Origin of the sequence: Nocardioides sp. GY 10113, from assembly GCF_004919105.1 — a bacterium.
In the GTDB taxonomy this organism is placed as follows: domain Bacteria; phylum Actinomycetota; class Actinomycetes; order Propionibacteriales; family Nocardioidaceae; genus Nocardioides.
In genome coordinates this window covers 58746-77397 of record NZ_STGK01000021.1, presented here as the reverse complement: position 1 = coordinate 77397, position 18652 = coordinate 58746, and the positions used below count along the sequence as shown (strand labels likewise).

At 73.4% G+C, this 18652-nt stretch carries 14 protein-coding genes; 2 read left to right on the top strand and 12 right to left on the bottom strand.

Features of this window, described 5'->3' with window-relative positions; all coding sequences use genetic code 11:
- Positions 1-235: 235 nt before the first annotated feature.
- From argH to argC, 9 genes are all read right to left on the bottom strand, one after another.
- Positions 236-1669: an argininosuccinate lyase gene (gene argH, locus E8D34_RS19520; protein WP_136595753.1), complete on the bottom strand. Its 1434-nt coding sequence runs from the start codon at positions 1667-1669 to the stop codon at positions 236-238.
- A gap of 2 nt (positions 1670-1671) precedes the next feature.
- Positions 1672-3108 carry an argininosuccinate synthase gene (gene argG, locus E8D34_RS19515; RefSeq protein WP_136595754.1) on the bottom strand — a complete coding sequence of 479 codons (1437 nt, stop codon included), beginning with the start codon at positions 3106-3108 and terminating at the stop codon, positions 1672-1674.
- Positions 3105-3650: an arginine repressor gene (locus E8D34_RS19510; RefSeq protein WP_136595839.1), complete on the bottom strand. Its 546-nt coding sequence runs from the start codon at positions 3648-3650 to the stop codon at positions 3105-3107. Before E8D34_RS19510 ends, argG begins: the two co-directional genes overlap by 4 nt.
- A gap of 5 nt (positions 3651-3655) precedes the next feature.
- A complete protein-coding gene (gene argF, locus E8D34_RS19505) occupies positions 3656-4594 on the bottom strand; it encodes an ornithine carbamoyltransferase (protein WP_136595755.1) in 939 nt (312 codons plus the stop codon).
- On the bottom strand, positions 4591-5826 hold the full coding sequence (locus E8D34_RS19500; RefSeq protein ID WP_136595756.1) for an acetylornithine transaminase: 1236 nt from the start codon (positions 5824-5826) through the stop codon (positions 4591-4593). The genes argF and E8D34_RS19500 overlap by 4 nt, the downstream gene beginning before the upstream one ends.
- Entirely contained in the window at positions 5823-6773 is a 951-nt protein-coding gene (gene argB, locus E8D34_RS19495; RefSeq protein ID WP_206056773.1) for an acetylglutamate kinase, read from the bottom strand. The genes E8D34_RS19500 and argB overlap by 4 nt, the downstream gene beginning before the upstream one ends.
- 14 nt (positions 6774-6787) lie before the next feature.
- Positions 6788-7939 carry a bifunctional glutamate N-acetyltransferase/amino-acid acetyltransferase ArgJ gene (gene argJ, locus E8D34_RS19490; protein WP_136595758.1) on the bottom strand — a complete coding sequence of 384 codons (1152 nt, stop codon included), beginning with the start codon at positions 7937-7939 and terminating at the stop codon, positions 6788-6790.
- 61 nt (positions 7940-8000) lie between these two features.
- Entirely contained in the window at positions 8001-8420 is a 420-nt protein-coding gene (locus tag E8D34_RS19485; RefSeq protein WP_136595759.1) for an ACT domain-containing protein, read from the bottom strand.
- The gene (gene argC / locus E8D34_RS19480) at positions 8417-9448 is read right to left on the bottom strand and encodes an N-acetyl-gamma-glutamyl-phosphate reductase (protein ID WP_136595760.1); all 1032 of its coding nucleotides are present in this window, start codon (positions 9446-9448) and stop codon (positions 8417-8419) included. The genes E8D34_RS19485 and argC overlap by 4 nt, the downstream gene beginning before the upstream one ends.
- A gap of 236 nt (positions 9449-9684) precedes the next feature.
- On the opposite strand from argC, the gene E8D34_RS19475 reads away from it, so the two are divergent.
- Both E8D34_RS19475 and E8D34_RS19470 read left to right on the top strand, forming a co-directional pair.
- Positions 9685-10698 (top strand): ATP-binding cassette domain-containing protein, encoded by a 1014-nt coding sequence (locus tag E8D34_RS19475; protein WP_136595761.1) that lies wholly within the window; start codon positions 9685-9687, stop codon positions 10696-10698.
- Entirely contained in the window at positions 10698-11540 is an 843-nt protein-coding gene (locus tag E8D34_RS19470) for an ABC transporter permease (RefSeq protein ID WP_136595762.1), read from the top strand. The genes E8D34_RS19475 and E8D34_RS19470 overlap by 1 nt, the downstream gene beginning before the upstream one ends.
- Here E8D34_RS19470 and E8D34_RS19465 read toward each other — a convergent pair.
- The 3 genes from E8D34_RS19465 to pheS form a co-directional block, all read right to left on the bottom strand.
- Entirely contained in the window at positions 11522-14509 is a 2988-nt protein-coding gene (locus E8D34_RS19465; RefSeq protein ID WP_206056769.1) for a BTAD domain-containing putative transcriptional regulator, read from the bottom strand. The genes E8D34_RS19470 and E8D34_RS19465 overlap by 19 nt on opposite strands.
- A 230-nt stretch (positions 14510-14739) precedes the next feature.
- Positions 14740-17223, bottom strand: coding sequence for a phenylalanine--tRNA ligase subunit beta (gene pheT, locus E8D34_RS19460; protein ID WP_136595763.1), 2484 nt, complete (start codon positions 17221-17223; stop codon positions 14740-14742).
- 9 nt (positions 17224-17232) lie between these two features.
- Positions 17233-18330, bottom strand: a complete 1098-nt coding sequence (gene pheS, locus E8D34_RS19455) for a phenylalanine--tRNA ligase subunit alpha (RefSeq protein ID WP_136595764.1) — start codon at positions 18328-18330, stop codon at positions 17233-17235.
- Positions 18331-18652: the final 322 nt, after the last annotated feature.

The following is an 18652-nucleotide window of genomic DNA, read 5'->3' as shown; positions in this document are numbered from 1 at the left end:
ACGCACCGACCTGGTGTCGCCGGAAGAACTCCAGCGCCCGTTGGTCAGGCAACCTGTGAAACATTACCCACCGCCTCGGATCTCGGTCAAACCGGCGAGACCGCCGTTGTCCTCGACCCGTGCTGCGGGTGCCGTGGCAACCTCTCTCCCTCCGGTTTCCCGGGGGCTTTTCCGCTTGCCGCGGCGAGAGAGAACATTACGCACATGTGTCCCGGATGTGAAATCGGGGCCGACCTCAGCTGCTGCTGCGCAGTCCGTCCACGCGTTTGCGCAGGTCAGCGAGCTGCTCGACGACGCGCGCCGGCGCCGTGCCGCCGCGGCCGGACCGCGACGCGACCGAGCCTTCGACGGTCAGCACGTCCCGAACGGCCGGGGTCAGGTGCGGAGAGATCTCCGCGAACTGCTCGTCCGAGAGCTCGTCGAGCTCGATCCCGAGCTCCTCGCACCGGCGCACGCACGCGCCGGCGACCTCGTGCGCGACCCGGAACGGGACCCCCTCCCGCACCAGCCACTCCGCGATGTCGGTGGCGAGCGAGAAGCCCTGCGGCGCGAGCGCAGCCATCCGCTCGGTGTTGAAGACCAGCGTGGCCACCTGACCGGTGAACGCGGGGAGCAGCACCTCGAGGGTGTCCACGGAGTCGAAGACCGGCTCCTTGTCCTCCTGCAGGTCCCGGTTGTAGGCCAACGGGAGCGCCTTGAGCGTGGTCAGCAGCCCGGCCAGGTTGCCGACCAGCCGCCCGGCCTTGCCGCGCGCCAGCTCGGCGATGTCCGGGTTCTTCTTCTGCGGCATGATGCTCGACCCGGTCGACCAGGAGTCGTGCAGCGTCACGAAGTCGAACTCCTTGGTCGCCCACACGATCACCTCCTCGGCGATCCGGCTGACGTCGATCCCGATCTGCGCCGTGACGAAGGCGAACTCGGCGACGAAGTCGCGCGACGCGGTGCCGTCGATCGAGTTGGCCGTCGACCCGGTGAAGCCGAGCTCACGGGCGACCAGCTCGGGGTCCAGCCCGAGGCTCTGCCCGGCCAGCGCCCCGGAGCCGTACGGCGAGTCCGACTCGACCCGGCGCCGCCAGTCCCCCAGCCGCTCGACGTCGCGCAGCAGCGGCCACGCGTGCGCCAGCAGGTGGTGGGAGAGCAGCACCGGCTGTGCGTGCTGCAGGTGCGTGCGCCCCGGCATGATCGCCGGCGTCTCGGCGAGGTGCACGGCGGCCTGCTCGGCGAGCGCGTCGACCAGGTCCAGCACCAGGCCGGCGATGGTCGCCGCGTGGTCGAGCAGGTAGCAGCGGAACAGCGTGGCGATCTGGTCGTTCCGCGAGCGCCCGGCGCGCAGCTTGCCGCCCACCTCCGGCCCGACCTCCGCGATCAGCAACCGCTCCAGCGCGCCGTGCACGTCCTCGTCGGACGGGTCGGGCCGCAGCGTGCCGTCGCGGAAGCGCGACGCCAGGGCGTCCAGCCCGCGGTGGAGCTCGGCCTCCTCGGACTCCGACAGCAGACCCGCCGCTCCCAGCGCCTTGGCGTGGGCGTGGGAGCCGGCGATGTCGTAGAGCCCGAGCCGCCAGTCGAAGTGCGTCGAGCGCGACAGCGCCTCGAGCTCGGGAGACGGGCCGCCCGCGAACCGACCGCCCCACAGCTTCCCGGTGTTGGTGGTGCTCTCCTCGCCGCTCACGCTCAGTCCGTCCCGAACTCCATCGCGGCGGCGTCCAGCGCCACCTCGGCCTCCTCGTCGGCCTCGGCCTCGGGGTTCGCGGTGATCTGGTCGTACCCGCCTGCGGGCAGCGCGCCGAACAGGGTGCCGTGCTCGACGAGCACCTGCCCCTGGTCCAGCGGCTGTCCGGCGTACTGCTCCAGCTTCGCGCGGGAGTCGGCGATGTCCAGGTTGCGCATGGTGAGCTGGCCGATCCGGTCCGTCGGGCCGAACGCGGCGTTCTCGGTGCGCTCCATCGACAGCTTGTCCGGGTGGTACGAGAACTCCGGGCCGGACGTGGCCAGGATCGAGTAGTCCTCGCCGCGGCGCAGCCGGAGGGTGACCTCCCCGGTGACCAGCGAGGCGATCCAGCGCTGGATCGACTCCCGCAGCATCAGTGCCTGCGGGTCCAGCCACCGGCCCTCGTAGAGCAGCCGGCCCAGGCGGCGGCCCTCGGTGTGGTAGAGCGCGACCGTGTCCTCGTTGTGGATCGCGTTGAGCAGCCGCTCGTAGGCGATCCACAGCAGCGCCATGCCGGGCGCCTCATAGATGCCGCGGGACTTCGCCTCGATGATCCGGTTCTCGATCTGGTCCGACATGCCCAGGCCGTGGCGCCCGCCGATCGCGTTGGCCTCCATCACCAGCGCCACGGCGTCGTCGTACGACGTGCCGTTGATCGCCACCGGACGGCCGGCGACGAACGAGATCGTCACGTCCTCGGTCTCGATCTCCACCGAGGGGTCCCAGAACTTCACGCCCATGATCGGCTCGACGGTCTCCAGCGAGACGTCGAGGTGCTCGAGGGTCTTGGCCTCGTGGGTGGCACCCCAGATGTTGGCGTCGGTGGAGTACGCCTTCTCCTTGGAGTCGCGGTAGGGCAGGTCGTGCTCGGTGAGCCACTGGCTCATCTCGGCGCGGCCGCCGAGCTCGGTCACGAAGTCCGCGTCGAGCCACGGCTTGTAGATCCGCAGCTGCGGGTTGGCCAGCAGGCCGTAGCGGTAGAACCGCTCGATGTCATTGCCCTTGAACGTGGACCCGTCGCCCCAGATGTCGACGCCGTCCTCGTGCATCGCCCGGACCAGCATGGTGCCGGTGACGGCACGGCCCAGCGGCGTGGTGTTGAAGTAGGCGCGGCCGCCCGAGCGGATGTGGAACGCGCCGCAGGCCAGAGCCGCGAGGCCCTCCTCGACGAGCGGCCCGCGGCAGTCGATCGCACGCGCGATCTCGGCGCCGTACTGGAGCGCGCGTCCCGGGACGCCGGAGATGTCGGGCTCGTCGTACTGGCCGATGTCGGCGGTGTAGGTGCACGGCACGGCCCCCTTGTCGCGCATCCAGGCGACCGCGACGGACGTGTCGAGCCCACCGGAGAACGCGATGCCGACGCGCTCTCCCACGGGCAGGGAGGTGAGGACCTTGCTCAACTGCTTTCGTTCCTTTCGGCAAGGGAGGTGAACTTGTGGGCGAGGGCGTGGCCCCCGCTGGGGTCGCGACCGATCACCAAGACCGTATCGTCGCCCGCGATCGTGCCCAGCACGTCGCCGAGCTCGACCTTGTCGATCGCGCTGGCCAGGAACTGCGCCGCGCCGGGCGGCGTGCGCAGGACCACCAGGTTCGCGCTGGCGTCGGCGCTGACCAACAGCTCCGCCGCGAGCCGGGAGAGTCGGTGCGACGCGGCGGCGCCCTCGGCGGCGACCATGCCCCGGTCCCCGCCCTCGGCCGGCACCGCGTAGGCCATCGCGCCGGAGGCCAGGCGCACCTTGACCGCGTCCAGGTCGACCAGGTCGCGGCTGAGCGTGGCCTGGGTGACATGGACCCCGCGGTCGGCCAGCAGCACGGCGAGCTCCGGCTGCGAGTGCACCTCGCGGCTGCCGAGCAGCTCCACGATCAGCGCCTGCCGGGCACTCTTGGTGACCGGCGTCAACGCCTGCTGGTCGGCACCGTTCTCGTGGTCGGGGGTCGGCATGCTGGTCACCGGCCGCGCCGCTCGTGGAGCCAGGCCATCACGGCCTTCTGCGCGTGCCGCCGGTTCTCGGCCTCGTCCCAGACCACGCTCTGCGGGCCGTCGATGACCTCCGCGGCGATCTCCATCCCCCGGTACGCCGGCAGGCAGTGCAGCACGATCGCGTCCTCCGCCGCGGCGGAGAGCAGCTCGGCGGTCACGGCGTACGGCGTGAAGACGGCGCGCCGCGCGGCGGCCTCGTCCTCCTTGCCCATCGACACCCAGGTGTCGGTGACCACCACGTCGACGCCGGAGACGGCGGCGACCGGGTCGGGGTCGGCCGCCACGGAGCCGCCGGTGGTCGCGGCGATCTCCGCGGCGCGGTCCCAGACCGCCCGAGCCGGCAGGTACCCCTCGGGGGCGCTGATCCGCACGTGCATGCCGGCCAGCGCGCCGGCGAGCAACCAGGAGTTGCCCATGTTGCAGGCGCCGTCGCCGAGGAAGGTGACCGTCAGCCCGGCCAGGGAGCCGCGCCGCTCGGTGATCGTCAGCAGGTCGGCCAGCAGCTGGCAGGGGTGGAAGTCGTCGGTGAGCGCGTTGACCACCGGCACGCCCGAGAGCTCGGCCATCGTCTCCAGGTCGGACTGGTGGTAGGTGCGCCACACGATCTGCGAGACCTGGCGGCCCAGCACCCGGGCCACGTCGGCCACCGACTCGCGCTTGCCGATGCCGGCGAGGTTGCCGTCCACCAGCAGCGGCTGGCCGCCGAGCTCGGCGATGCCGGCGGTGAACGAGGCCTGGGTGCGCAGCGTCGCCTTGTCGAAGATCATCGCGACCGTGTGCGGCCCGGCCAGCGGCTTCCCGAGCCCCTCGCCGAACGGGTCCTTCTTCATGGCCGCGGCGAGGTCGAGGATCTCGGCCTGCTCGGCAGGCGTCAGGTCGTCGTCGCGCAGCAGGTGGCGGGTCATCGGGCGCCCCCCGTGACGGCGCCCGTGGTGAGCCCGGCCGCGTCCAGGATGCCCGGCCACGCCGCGAGGAAGGCGGTGACGTCCTCTGCGGTCAGCACGAGCGGCGGCGCCAGCCGGATCCGCTCCGGCGTGGCGGCGTTCAGGATGAACCCGGCGTCCTGCGCCGCGGCCACCACCTCGGCGGCCAGTGGCTGGGCCAGGTCCAGCCCGATCAGCAGGCCGGTCCCCCGCACCTCGGTGACCCGAGCATCGGCGCCGAGGCCCACCCGGAGCCGCTCGCCCAGTGCGGTGACGTGCTCGAGCAGCCCCTCGTCCTCGATGGTGTCGATGACGGCCAGCGCGGCGGCGGCCGCGACCGGGTTGCCGCCGAAGGTGGTGCCGTGGTTGCCGGGGTCGAACAGCTTCCCGGTGCCGCCGGTCGCGATGCACGCGCCGATCGGGATCCCGCCGGCCAGGCCCTTGGCCAGCGTGACGATGTCGGGCACGACGGGCTCGGCGACCAGGTCGGGGTGCTGGTGGGCGAACCAGGAGCCCATCCGGCCGATCCCGGTCTGCACCTCGTCCAGCCACAGCAGCGCGCCGCGCTCGTGGGTGATCCGGCGGGCCGCGGGCAGGTAGTCGCGCGGAGGTACGACGACCCCCGCCTCGCCCTGGACCGGCTCGATGACCACGGCGGCGGTGGTCTCGTCGACCGCCGCCTCCAGCGCGGCCGCGTCGCCGTAGGGGACGAACACCACGTCGCCGGGCAGCGGCTCGAAGGGCGCCCGGTAGGCCTCCTTGGCGGTGAGCGCCAGCGCGCCCATCGTGCGCCCGTGGAACGCGCCCTCGGTGGCGACCACCCGGGTGCGGCCGGTGCGCCGGGTCAGCTTGAACGCCGCCTCGTTCGCCTCGGTGCCGGAGTTGGTGAAGAAGACCCGGCCCCCCAGGTCGCCCAGGCCGAGCAGCGCGAGCAACCGCTCGGCAAGCCGGATCTGAGGTTCGCTGGCGAAGAAGTTGGAGATGTGGCCGAGCGTTCCGAGCTGCTCGGTGACGGCGCCGACCAGGCGCGGGTGCGCGTGGCCCAGCGCGTTCACCGCGATGCCACCGAGCAGGTCGACGTACTCGCGGCCGTCGGCGTCCCACACGTGGGCGCCGGTGCCGCGGGTCAGGACCAGCTTGGGCGCGCCGAACGTGTTCATCAGCGCACCGGCGTACCGCTCGGTCCAGGCGTGCTGGCTGGACTGGCCGTTCATGCGCTCTGCCCCGCCTGCTTGGCCTTGCGGGTCTTGGTGGTGACACCGGGCAGCACCTGGGTGCCGACCCCCTCGTCGGTGAAGAGCTCCAGGAGCACCGCGTGCTTCTCCCGGCCGTCGACCACGGTGGCCCGCTTCACGCCGCCCTGGACGGCGCTCAGGCACGCGCCCATCTTCGGGATCATGCCGCTGGCCAGGTCCGGGAGGATCGCCTCGAGCGCCTCGGGGCTGATCTCACCGATCACCTCCTCGGGATCGGGCCAGTCCAGGTACAGACCCTCGACGTCGGTCAGAACCAGGAGCTTCTCGGCCCCCAGCGCGACGGCCAGGGACGCTGCGGCGGAGTCGGCGTTCACGTTGTGCGCGACCCCGTCGACGTCCGGAGCGATGCTGGAGACCACGGGGATCCGACCTGCCTCGATCAGGTCGAGGACGGCCTCGGGCCGCACCTCGGTGACCTCGCCGACGAGACCGAGGTCCACCTCCTGGCCGTCGACCACGGTGCCGGTGGCCTCGGCGGTGAAGAGGCCGGCGTCCTCGCCGGAGAGTCCCACCGCGAGCGGGCCGTGCTCGTTGATCAGCCCGACGAGCTCGCGCTGCACCTGCCCGACGAGCACCATCCGGACCACGTCCATCGCCTCCGGCGTGGTCACCCGCAGGCCGCCGCGGAACTCGGACTCGATGCCGAGCCGGTCCAGCATCTGCGAGATCTGCGGACCGCCGCCGTGCACCACCACCGGCCGGAACCCGGCGAAGCGCAGGAAGGCGATGTCCTCGGCGAACGCGCGCTTGAGCGCGTCGTCGGTCATCGCGTTGCCGCCGTACTTCACCACGACCACCTTGCCGTGGTACTCCTTCAGCCACGGCAGCGCAGCGGCCAGCGTGGCCGCCTTGGCCGGGTCCGGCTTGGCCGGGTCGTGGGACGTCGGGGCGTAGGGCCCGGTCATGTTCTCTTCGATGCTCATGAGCTGTAGGCGCTGTTCTCGTGGACGTAGGCGTGGGTCAGGTCGTTGGTCCAGACGGTCGCCTCGGCGTCGCCGGACTTCAGGTCGATGCTCACCGTCACCGCGCGCGGCCCGAGGTCGACCAGGGCCGGGTCCTCGGCGGGCGTCGAGCTGCGGCACACCCAGACGCCGTTGATCGCGACGTCGAGGTCGGCGGGGTCGAAGGCGGCGCCGGTGGTGCCGATCGATGCGAGCACACGGCCCCAGTTCGGGTCCTTGCCGAAGACCGCGGCCTTGAACAGGTTGCTGCGCGCCACGCTGCGGCCCACCTCGACGGCGTCGTCCTCGGTGGCCGCTCCGCGCGTGGTGATCGAGATCTCGTGGTCGGCGCCCTCGGCGTCGGCGAGCAGCTGCTGGGCCAGCCCGACGCACACGTCGGTGAGCGCGACGGTGAACTCCTCCTCGCTGGGCGTCACGCCCGAGGCCCCGCTGGCCAGCACGCTGACCGTGTCGTTGGTCGACATGCAGCCGTCGGAGTCGAGACGGTCGAAGCTGACCCGGGTCGCCGCACGCAGGGCGCGGTCCAGCGTCTCGGCCGGGACCACGGCGTCGGTGGTGATCACCACCAGCATCGTCGCCAGCGCGGGGGCGAGCATGCCCGCGCCCTTGGCCATCCCGCCGATCGACCAGCCGTCCGCCTCGAGCACGAACTGCTTGTTGACCGAGTCGGTGGTCATGATCGCCTCGGCGGCGTCCTGCCCACCGTCCTCGGAGAGCAGGGCGTGCACCGCGTCGACGCCGTCCAGCAGCACCTGCCGGTCGTTGGTCAGGCCGATCAGCCCGGTCGAGCAGACGATCACGTCCACCGCGCCGATGCCCAGCCGCACGGCGACCTGCTCGGCGACCCGGTGGGTGGTCACGAACCCCTCGGGTCCGGTGTAGCAGTTGGCACCGCCGGAGTTGAGCACGACGGCGCGGACGACGCCGTCCCGGGCGACCTGCTCGCTCCACAGCACCGGGTTGGCCTTGCAGCGGTTGCTGGTGAAGACCGACGCGGAGTCGAAACGGGGGCCGTCGTTGACGACCAGGGCGAGGTCCTTGGCGCCGGTGGACTTGAGGCCGATCGCGGTGCCGGCAGCGCGGAACCCGCGCGGGTGGGTGACGCTCATCGATGTTCCTTCGTGCATGGTCGGCCGGGAGCGGCCGCGGACGGATCCGGTGGTGGGCGGGTCAGGCGGGGACGGCGGGGGCGGTGGTGTGCCCCGATCGTCGCCACGCCTCCTCGGCCCGCTCGGCGTCGCCGGTCGGCACCAGGATCCAGTCGGTGTCGTACGTGGAGAGGGTGAAGACGCTGATCCCGTCCTCCGCGAGCGGGGCCAGCAGGCTGACCAGGACGCCGGTCAGCCCGAAGTCGAGCGTGCCGTCGACCCGGAAGGCCGTGAACGGCTTCTGGTGCGGGACCTTCTTGGGGACGTTGCGGCCGGCGCAGACCAGCGACGTCCCCTCGGCGGTCGCGGTGATCGAGAAGATCGAGGAGGACTCGGCCCACTCCGGCACCTCGGCGCCGGCGGCGAGCCGGACCACCGCGAGCCGCTCGGGGAAGCGCAGCAGGTGGTACGACGCCTGCTGGGTCTCGGACTGCTCGCTCACGGCGCCACTCCCACGCTGCTCAGGCCGGCCGTCTCGGGGAGCCCGAGGGCCAGGTTCATGCACTGCACCGCCGCGCCGGCGGTGCCCTTGGTCAGGTTGTCGATGGCGCCGACCGCGACCAGGCGGCCGGCCATCGCGTCGACCGCCACCTGGATCTGGACGGCGTTGGAGCCGAGCACGGCCTGCGTCTGGGGCCACTGCCCCTCGGGGAGCACATGGATGAACGGCTCGTCGGCGAAGGCCTCGACGTAGACGTCGTGGGCGGCGTCGGTGGCCCAGGTGCCCGACAGCGGAGCCGAGCAGGTGGCCAGGATGCCGCGCGAGGTCGGCACCAGCACCGGGGTGAAGCTGACCGTGACGTTCTTGTCGGTCAGCCGCGACAGGTTCTGGGTGATCTCGGGGGTGTGCCGGTGCACGCCGCCGACCCCGTAGGCGGTGACGCTGCCGATGATCTCGCTGCTCTGCAGGTGCTGCTTCGGCGCCTTGCCGGCGCCGCTGGTGCCGCTGGCGGCGACCACGACCACGTCCGGGTCGACGATGCCGTGCAGCACCGCCGGGCCGATCGTCAGCGTGGAGATGGTCGGGTAGCAGCCCGGGACGGCCACGCGGCGCGAGCCGGCGATCTCCTCGCGCAGCCCGGGCAGCTCGGGGAGGCCGTAGGGCCAGGTGCCGGCGTGCGAGCCGCCGTAGAAGCGCAGCCACTCGGCGGCGTCCGCGAGCCGGAAGTCGGCCCCGCAGTCGATGACGAGGACCTCGTCGCCGAGCTTCTCGGCGATCCCGGCGGACTGGCCGTGCGGCAGTGCCAGGAAGACCACGTCGTGACCGGACAGCACCTCCACCGTGGTGGGCTCCAGCAGCCGGTCGGCGAGCGGGAGCAGGTGCGGCTGGAGCGCTCCGAGACGCTCGCCGGCGTTGCTGCCGGCGGTGACCGCGCCGATCTCGACCTGCGGATGGGCCAGGAGCAGGCGCAGCAGCTCGCCTCCGGCGTACCCGCTGGCACCGGCGACAGCGACACGTACCTGAGTCATGTGCATAACTATACACATCCCTGCATGTTCATTTGACAGCGCCCTCATCCTGAACCCGGCCTGGCCGCGACCCCAGCGGTCACGACCGCCGCGCCCGTGCCGGCGAACGGACCCAGGCTAGCGTCCCGCGGATCGGAGCCGCGGCGGCCCGCCGGGGCTTCACGGCAACCGCCGGGCCAACCCGGCTGAGACCGCCGTGAAGCCACGGTGAAACCGGTGGCCCCCACGCTGTCCCCATGAGCCATCCCTCCCTCCCGGCCCCCGGGCCCGGCCCCAGCGCCGAGCTGGCGGTCGACGCGGCCGGCCTGGTCAAGAAGTTCGGCACGCACCACGCAGTCGACGGCGTCGACCTCCAGGTACGCCGCGGCGAGGTGTTCGGCGTCCTCGGTCCGAACGGCGCCGGCAAGACGACCACGCTGAAGATGCTCGCGACCCTGCTGCCCATCGACGGCGGCCGGGCCGCGATCTTCGGCACCGACGTGGCCTCCGAGCCGCACCGGGTGCGACAGCTCGTCGGTGTCACGGGACAGTACGCCTCGGTCGACGAGAACCTGACCGGCCACGAGAACCTCTACCTCTTCGGCCGGCTGCTCGGACTCCCCCGGCGTGAGGCACGCACGACGGCCGACGACCTGCTGGAGCAGTTCGCCCTCACCGACGCCGCGACGCGCCGGCTCTCCACGTTCTCCGGCGGCATGCGGCGCCGCCTCGACCTGGCCGCCAGCCTGATCAGCCGGCCGCCGCTGATCTTCCTCGACGAGCCGACCACCGGCCTGGACCCGCGCACGCGGGGCCAGATGTGGGAGACGATCCGGGCGCTCGTCGCGCAGGGGTCCACGATCCTGCTCACCACCCAGTACCTGGACGAGGCCGACCAGCTGGCCGACAGGATCGCCGTGATCGACCGAGGCCGGAAGGTCGCCGAGGGCACGCCGTACGAGCTCAAGCGGGGCGTCGGCGACTCGACGCTGCACCTGCGGCTGGTCGACGCCGCGGACCTGGCCCGGGCCGGCGAGGTCGTCGCCCGCGTGATCGGCGAGCCGCCGGTGCTGACCCCGGAGGCGGGCGGGCTCAACGTGGCGCTGCCCGACGCCGACCGGGCCGCGGACGTGCTGATCGGGCTGCGCGAGGCGCAGGTGTCGATCGCCACCGCGACCGTCCAGCAGCCGACCCTCGACGAGGTCTTCCTGGCCCTCACCGGCCACCACAGCGAGACCGCCGCCCCGGCGGAGACGGAGGAGGTGGCCTGATGAGCACGCTCACCGAGGACCGCACGCCACAGCGGGCACCCGACGCGATCGGGTCGCCGGCGCACCTGCCGGCCCGCCCTACCGCGGCCGAGACCGTCCGCCAGACGCTCGCGATGGCCTGGCGGGCCACGAAGAAGATGCGCCGCAACCCGGAGCAGTTCTTCGACGTGACCATCCAGCCGCTGCTCTTCACGGCGATGTTCGCCTACATCTTCGGCGGCGCGATCTCCGGGAGCGTCGAGGGCTACCTGCCGCTGATCATCCCCGGCATCCTCGCCCAGATGGCGCTCACCGCCTGCATGGCGATGGGCACTCAGCTGCGCGAGGACATGGACAAGGGCGTCTTCGACAGGTTCCGGGCGCTGCCGATCTCCCGCTTCGCTCCCCTGGCCGGCCCCGCGCTCGCCGACCTGATCCGGTACGCCGTGGCGGCCACGCTGACCATCGGCATGGGCCTGGTGATGGGCTACCGGCCGGGCGGAGGCCCGCTCGGCGTGCTCGGCGGCTGGCTGCTGACCATCACCGCCGCGTGGTCGCTGTCGTGGATCTTCACGTGGCTCGGCACCGTGGCGCGCTCGGCGCAGGCCGTGCAGGGCATCGGGATGATGATCATGTTCCCGCTGACGTTCCTGTCCAACGCCTTCGTGCCGGCCGAGACCCTGCCGCCCTGGCTGGAGGCCTTCGTGAACGTCAACCCCGTCTCGCACGTGGTGACGGCCTGCCGCGACCTGATGAACGACGGGGCCGTGACGACCGAGGTCGGCTGGGCGCTGCTGGGCTGCGCCGTGGTGGCGGCGGTGTTCGCTCCGCTGGCCGTGCGCTCCTACGCCCGGAAGATCTGAGCGACCGCGTCGCTGGCCCCGTCGAGCACGGCGGGGCCACGGCGCGCGCCGTACTCACCGTCGAGCCGGGCCAGCATCCCCGGCGCGTCGCGCTCCGCGAGAGCCGCCGCCCGCTCCCAGGAGAGGGTCGGGGTGAACCGCTGGTAGCCGCAGCGCTCGGCCAGCACCAGCAGCCGTACGGCGTCCTCGGGCGCCAGCTCGCCGCGGAGGAGCCCCCAGCTGCCGAGCGCGAAGAGCACCACGCCGACGACGGGCAGGTCCACGAGCCCGCCGCCCTCGCCGGACACGACCGACACCACCTTCGCCCGCAGCGACGCCGCGAGTCGTCGCTCGTCCTCGGACTCCCGCGCCTCGTCCGGGCCCGGGTGGTGGGCGCACGCGGCCAGCGCCAGCGCCTCGCCGAAGATCGTCCAGGGCGCGAGCTCGCCGGCGTCGTCCATCCCGGGGTAGCTGAGCCCGGCCAGCGCGTCGGCGGCGTCCATCATCAGCCTCCGCCCGCGTTCGACCTCACCGCGGGCGAACGCGACCTCGGCCCGGCCGTTGAGCACCAGCGCCTCACTGCCGAAGCCGCCGCGTCCGCGCAACCCGCTCAGGGCCTCCACCTCACGCTCGGCCCGGTCCACGTCGCCGGCCGCGAGCGCAGCCATCGCCATCACCGCGCGCACCTGGAGCGCGTCGTCGACCGCACCGATCCGCATCAGCACCGGGACCGCGGCCGCCGCGTGCGCGGCGGCCTGCTCGGTCCGGCCGACCTGGGCGCACAGCGCCGCGAGCTGGGTGCGCAGCTGAGCCTCGTTCCAGGGCCCGTGCCGGTCATCGGTCAACGCCAGTGCGGCCTCCGCTGCCTCGAGCGCGCCGAGCAGGTCGGCCAGGTTCTCGCGGACCCGGCTCAGCCACTGCAGCGCGAGCGCGCGGACGACCGGGTCGGGGTGCGTCGCGAGTCGGTCCGACACGTCGGTGCTGGACGGGCTGCGGCCGTCGGCCCCGATGGCCAGCACCACGGTCACCAGGGCGTCGAGCACACCGCCGGTCCCGGAGCTGCCCGCCGTCTCCAGCAGCGCGCGCAGTCCGCCGGTGGACTCGGGACGGGTGATCCAGGAGTTCATGATCGCCAGGCAGAGGCTGATCCGGACCTGGTCGACCCGTTCGGGGACCGGCTCCCAGCCCGTCAGCGCGGTGGCGAGCGGCTCACTCAGCACGATCACGCGGGGGTGCTCCCCGCGGATCGACCACAGGCTGCCCAGGGCGGCGAAGACGGCGACGACGTCCTCGGGGGCGGGCGCGGCGAGCGCCTGGCGGAGCACGTCGGCCAGGTTGTTCTCCTCCCGGGCGAGCGCGTCGATCGCGGCGACCTGGTCCGGCGTGAAGAGCCGGGCGGCGTGACGGTCGGCGTAGCGGACCGCCCACCGCGAGCGCGCGGCGCGGGCGTCGGCGTCCTCGCCGGCGTCCACCAGGTGCATCCGGCCGAACTCCCGGACCGTCTCGAGCATCCGGTAGCGCAGCGGTCCGGCCGGGCCGTCCGGGCCGTCCGGGCCGCTGGCCGCATCCGCGCCGGCTCCCGCCTCGACCACGGTCAGCAGGGACTGGTCGACGAGCTCCTGGACCGCCGTCAGCGCGTCGCCGCCGACGACCGCCTCCGCCGCGTCCAGGGTGAACCCGTCGGCGAAGACCGCCAACCGGCGCAGCGCACGGCGCTCGGGCTCGGCGAGCAGGTTCCAGGACCAGTCGATGACCGCGATCAGCGTCTGGTGCCGGTCGGGCGCGCTCCGGTCGCCGCCGCGCAGCAGCGCGAACCGGTTCTCCAGTCGCTGGGCGATGTCCTCCACCGTCATCGCCCGCACCTTCACCGCCGCCAGCTCGATGGCCAGCGGCAGCCCGTCGAGGCGCGCCACGACGTCGTCCACCGCGCGGTCGGCCAGCACCACGTCGGGGCGGGTGGCGCGGGCGCGATCGCGGAACAGCAGCGCCGCCTCGTCGTGCCCGAGCTGGGCGAGCGGATAGACGTGCTCGGCGGCGATCGCCAGCGGGGCCCGCGTGGTGGTGAGCACGCGCAGCACGGGGGCGGTGGCGACCAGGAAGCCGACCAGGTCCGCCACGGCGCCGATCAGGTGCTCGCAGTTGTCCAGCACCAGCAGGGTCGGTGCGCCGGCCAGCTGCTGGGCGATCCGGGTCCGGACGTCTCGCTGCTGCTCGGGGGTGAGGACACGACGACCGGCGACGGAGTCGCGGACCCCGAGGGCGGAGCCGACCTCGCTGACCAGGTCGGCCGGATCGACGACGCCGACCAGCTCGACCACGTGCACCACCGGCTGCTCGGCACCCTCGGCGAGCAGCTGCGCGAGCCGGGTCTTGCCCAGGCCGCCCGCACCCAGGATCGACACCACCCGGTGCCGCCGCAGCAGGCCGCGCAGGGCCTGCAGGTCGTCCTCGCGGCCGACCAGGCTCGAGGCGTAGTGGCGCACGCCCGTGCGCACCGGCCTGTCGCGGGCGAGGAGGTCGGCATGCACGGCGCGCAGCCGCGGCCCGGGGTCGACCCCCAGGCCGTCGGCCAACCGCTCGCGGTGAGCCTCGTAGGCCGCCAGCGCCGCCGGCACCCCCCGCACCACCGCGAGGCTGTGCAGCAGGGCGACGACCAGGTCCTCCTCGTGGTCGCCGGCCGCGCCGTCGGCCAGCGCCTCCTGCAGCGGAGCCAGCGCCTCCGGGTGCCGGCCGAGCGCCGACAGCAGCAGGGCCCGCCGCCGGGTGGCCACGGCCCGCGCCGCACGGGCGCGCCGCCGGAGCTCGGCGAGCGGGCCCGGTCCTCCGGTGGCGACGGGGCGGGTCACCACCCCGGCGAGCAGCCGCTCGGCCGCCGCCAGGTCCCCGTCCCGCTCGAGGCGGGCGGCGCGGTCGAGCTCCGCGGCGAGCGCGAGGGCGTCGACCTCGACGGCCCCGATGCCGAGCCGGTAGGCCGCCCCGGACCGCGCCACGGCGTCGGGCCCCGTCGCCGATCGCGCCCGGGAGACGACGACCTGGACGGCCTTCGTCGGGTGCTCCGGACGCTCGCCGTCGTCCCAGACCAGGTCGACCAGCGCCTCGGCACTGAGGCCGCCCGGAGCGTGCAGCGCCAGGGCCGCGAGCAGCGCAGCCGTGCGGTCGCCCGGGACGGTCCGACCGTCCCAGGCGACCTCGTCGAGCAGACGGAGCCGGCCCAGCTCGCTCAGCGCTGCACAGCCCCGGTGAGCTCGGCCGCTCGCGCGACCGCGGCGTCCCGCGCCGCCGACGCCTCGCCCTCGTTGAGGGTCCGGTCGGTGGCGCGGAAGCGCAGGGCGTAGGCGAGCGACTTGTGGCCCGCCTCGACCTGGTCGCCGGTGTAGACGTCGAACAGCCGGATCGACTCCAGCAGTTCGCCGGCACCCTCGCGCAGCGCCGCCTCGACCGAGGCGGCCGGGACGTCCGCGCCGACCAGCAGCGCGACGTCCTCCTTGGCCACCGGGTACGACGAGAAGGCCGGCGCCGGGCGCAGGTGCACCGCCGCGGCGATCAGCGCGTCCAGGTCGACCTCCGCGGCGACGGACCGCTCGGGCAGGCCGAGGCCCGCGCAGACCCGCGGGTGCAGCTCGCCGGCGTGGCCGACGACGTCCCCGTCGAGCAGCAGCGCTGCGCAGCGGCCGGGGTGCCACGGCGCCACCGACGCCGCCCGGACCTCGAGCGTGAGGCCGAAGGCGTCCGCGACGGAGCGCACGGCGTGGACCGCGTCCGACCACGCCACGGCGCGCCCCTCACCCCACCAGCCGTCCGCCTCGTACTCGCCGCAGGCGACGAGCCCGAGGTGCAGCGGCTGCGCCGGCAGGGCGCCGGTGAGCGCGGCGAGCTCCTCGTCCGTCGGACGGCGGTCGACGGGCAGGATCGGCGCCGGGCCGTCCCCGCCGGGCAGCGTCACCGTGGCGGTCTCGAAGAGCGCCACCGAGGTGGTGCCGTGGCCGACGTTGCGCGCCGCGGCCTTGAGCAGGCCGGGCAGCAGCGTCGTGGTCATCGACGGCGCCTCGCTGTTGAGCGGGTTCGAGAGCCCGAGCAGGTTGCGGCGGGCATCGTCGGCGTCCAGGCCGAGCGCGTCGAGGTCGGCCTGCCCGACGAACGGGAAGGAGATCACCTCGACGTAGCCCTCCCCCGCCATCGTCCTGCCGGCGCGCCGGCGCAGCTGCTGGGTCCGGGTCAGGCCTCGGCCACCGGGTGCCTTGGGGAGGATCGACGGGATCGTGTCGTAGCCGACCAGCCGGATCACCTCCTCGGTGGTGTCCTGCGGGTCGGTCAGGTCGGGGCGCCACGGCGGCGGGACGACGGAGAGCGTGCCGGTGCCGGTGACCTCGCAGCCGACGGCGCGCAACGCCTCGACGGCCCGCTCCTCGCTGATGTCGAGTCCGGAGACCCGGGCGGCCAGGTCACCGGCCACGGTGATGGCGGGCGCCGGCGGCGGGGTGCCGACGACGGTGACGCCGGGCTCGGCGACGCCGCCGCCGTGCTCCACCAGCAGCTCGACCACGCGGTCCGCGGCGGCCTCGCAGATCGTCGGGTCGACGCCGCGCTCGTTGCGCTTGCCGGCCTCGGAGGTGATCTTGTGCCGCTTGCCGGTGCGGAACATCGACACGGGGTCCCAGTGCGCGGACTCCACCAGGATCCGGGTGGTGGTCTCCGACATCTCCGTGGTCTCGCCACCCATCACGCCGCCCAGGCCGATGATGCCCGAGTCGTCGGCGATGACGAGGTCCTCGGTCGACAGCGTGCGACGCGCGCCGTCGAGGGTGGTCATCGACTCCCCCGCCCGCCCGCGGCGCACGACCAGCGCGCCCTGCACCTTGTCGGCGTCGTAGCCGTGGATCGGCCGACCGGTCTCGAGCATCACGTAGTTCGTGATGTCGACGGCCAGCGACACCGACCGCATCCCGGCGGCGGTGATCCGCTGGACGATGTGGTCCGGCGTGGCCACGGACGGGTCGAAGCCGGAGACCGTGCGCGCCACGAAGACCGGGCAGCCGGCGGCGTCCTCGACGACGACCGGGTGCCCCTGGTCGTCGGCGGCCGGGGTCTCGCGGAGCGCGGGGTCGCGGAAGTTCGTCGCTCCGTCGACGGAGACGGCCACCTCGCGGGCGATACCGCGCAGCGACAGCGCGTAGGCGCGGTCGGGGTTGATCTCGAACTCGATGATCTCCTCGTCGAGGCCGAGCACGGCGCGCACGTCGTCGCCCGGCTGACCGGCGTCGGCCGGGAGCACGATGATGCCGTCGTGGTCCTCGCCCAGGCCCAGCTCGCGGGCGGAGCAGATCATCCCGGCCGAGACGTGGCCGTAGGTCTTGCGCGCGGAGATCGCGAAGCCGCCGGGCAGCACGCCGCCGGGCAGCACGCAGACCACCAGGTCGCCGGGCTCGAAGTTGTGGGCGCCGCAGACGATGCCCTGGGGCTCACCGGTGCCGTTGGCGTCGCCGACGTCCACGGTGCACCAGTTGATCGTCTTGCCGTTCTTCTGCGGCTCGGGCTCCTTGGTCAGCACCCGGCCGATCACCAGCGGACCGGTGATCTGCGCGCCGGGGCTGTCGATGCCCTCGAGCTTGAGGCCGGTCAGCGTCAGCCGGTGGGTCAGCTCGTCGGTGGTCACGTCGGCGGGGACGTCGACGTACTCCTTGATCCAGGAAAGCGGGGTCTTCATCAACGTCTCTCAGATCTCGGTGCCGAACGCGGAGGAGAAGCGGGCGTCGCCCTCGAAGAGCGGCCGGAGGTCGCCCAGCGCGTGCCGGAACATGAAGCTCCGGTCGATGCCCATGCCGAACGCGAAGCCGGAGTACACCTCCGGGTCGACGCCGCAGGCGACCAGCACGCGCGGGTTGACCACCCCGCAGCCGCCCCACTCGATCCAGCCCTCGCCCTTGCAGGTGCGGCAGGAGTCGCTGTCCTCGCCGCGGCAGACGAAGCAGCGCACGTCGACCTCGGCCGACGGCTCGGTGAAGGGGAAGTACGACGGGCGGAAGCGCGTGTCGATGCCGGGGCCGAACAGCTGGGCCGCCAGGTGGTCCAGCGAGCCCTTGAGGTGCGCCATCGTGATGCCCTCGTCGACGACCAGGCCCTCGACCTGGTGGAACATCGGGCTGTGCGTGGCGTCGTACTCGTCGGTGCGGAAGACCCGCCCGGGGCAGGCGACGTAGATCGGCGGCGTGCGGGTCAGCATCGTCCGCGCCTGGACCGGGGAGGTCTGGGTGCGCAGCACGACGTGGTTCTCCGCCGGCTCGGTCCAGAACGTGTCCTGCATGGTCCGCGCCGGGTGGTCGGGGCCGAGGTTGAGGGCGTCGAAGTTGAGCCACTCGGCCTCCACGACCGGGCCCTCGGCGATCTCCCAGCCCATCGCCACGAAGATGTCGGCGATCAGCTCGGACTGGAGCGTGATCGGGTGCCGCGAGCCGCGGCGGCCGCGGTCGGTGGGCAGCGTGACGTCGACGGTCTCGGTGACCAGCATCCGCTCCTCGTGCTCGACCTCGAGCACGGCCTGGCGGGCGGCGAGCGCCTTGTTGACGGCGCCGCGGGCCTGGCCGATCCGCTGGCCGGCCTCCTTGCGCGCCTGCGGGGGCAGGGCGCCGATCTCGCGGTTGGCCAGGGCCAGGCCCGAGCGGTCGCCGGCGTGGTCGAGGCGCGCCTGCTTGAGCTCGTCGAGGTCGGCGGCGGCGGAGATCGCGGCGAGCGCCTCGTCGCGCATCCGCTCGACCTCCTCGGCCTTGAGCGGGGTGACCTCGACCGGGTCGTAGTCGGTGTTGGGGCCGGACATGGCTCCCTTTCCAGCGGCAGGTTCGGACGCCGCAGATTCTAGAAGTGGTCGCTGGGGTGGCTCTCCCCGGACCCGGTGACGTGCCAGGAGCCGTGCGCGGCGGGCGGGTGCCGTTCAGGCCGCGCGGTGAACCCCCGGACCGTCCGCCGGTCCGGGGCGAAGAAATCGCTGGTGGGCTTCCACGGCGCCGATGCTACCGCGTCGCGGCCGAGCCGGCTGAAGCCGGCTATTGCCAGCCCCGGGACCCGCTGACAGAGTGCCAGATGTTGCGCAAGTCACATTTCGGGCCGGCTGGGCGGTTCCCCCACGACCTCCCGGCGGG

Excerpts from the sequence above, each read along its gene's own strand:
- argJ (WP_136595758.1), bottom strand. The coding sequence starts at position 7,939 with ATGAGCGTCACCCACCCGCGCGGGTTCCGCGCTGCCGGCACCGCGATC.
- E8D34_RS19475 (WP_136595761.1), top strand. The coding sequence starts at position 9,685 with ATGAGCCATCCCTCCCTCCCGGCCCCCGGGCCCGGCCCCAGCGCCGAG.
- argC (WP_136595760.1), bottom strand. The coding sequence starts at position 9,448 with ATGACTCAGGTACGTGTCGCTGTCGCCGGTGCCAGCGGGTACGCCGGA.
- E8D34_RS19510 (WP_136595839.1), bottom strand. The coding sequence starts at position 3,650 with ATGCCGACCCCCGACCACGAGAACGGTGCCGACCAGCAGGCGTTGACG.
- pheS (WP_136595764.1), bottom strand. The coding sequence starts at position 18,330 with ATGTCCGGCCCCAACACCGACTACGACCCGGTCGAGGTCACCCCGCTC.
- E8D34_RS19470 (WP_136595762.1), top strand. The coding sequence starts at position 10,698 with ATGAGCACGCTCACCGAGGACCGCACGCCACAGCGGGCACCCGACGCG.
- pheT (WP_136595763.1), bottom strand. The coding sequence starts at position 17,223 with ATGAAGACCCCGCTTTCCTGGATCAAGGAGTACGTCGACGTCCCCGCC.
- argB (WP_206056773.1), bottom strand. The coding sequence starts at position 6,773 with ATGACCGGGCCCTACGCCCCGACGTCCCACGACCCGGCCAAGCCGGAC.
- argF (WP_136595755.1), bottom strand. The coding sequence starts at position 4,594 with ATGACCCGCCACCTGCTGCGCGACGACGACCTGACGCCTGCCGAGCAG.
- E8D34_RS19500 (WP_136595756.1), bottom strand. The coding sequence starts at position 5,826 with ATGAACGGCCAGTCCAGCCAGCACGCCTGGACCGAGCGGTACGCCGGT.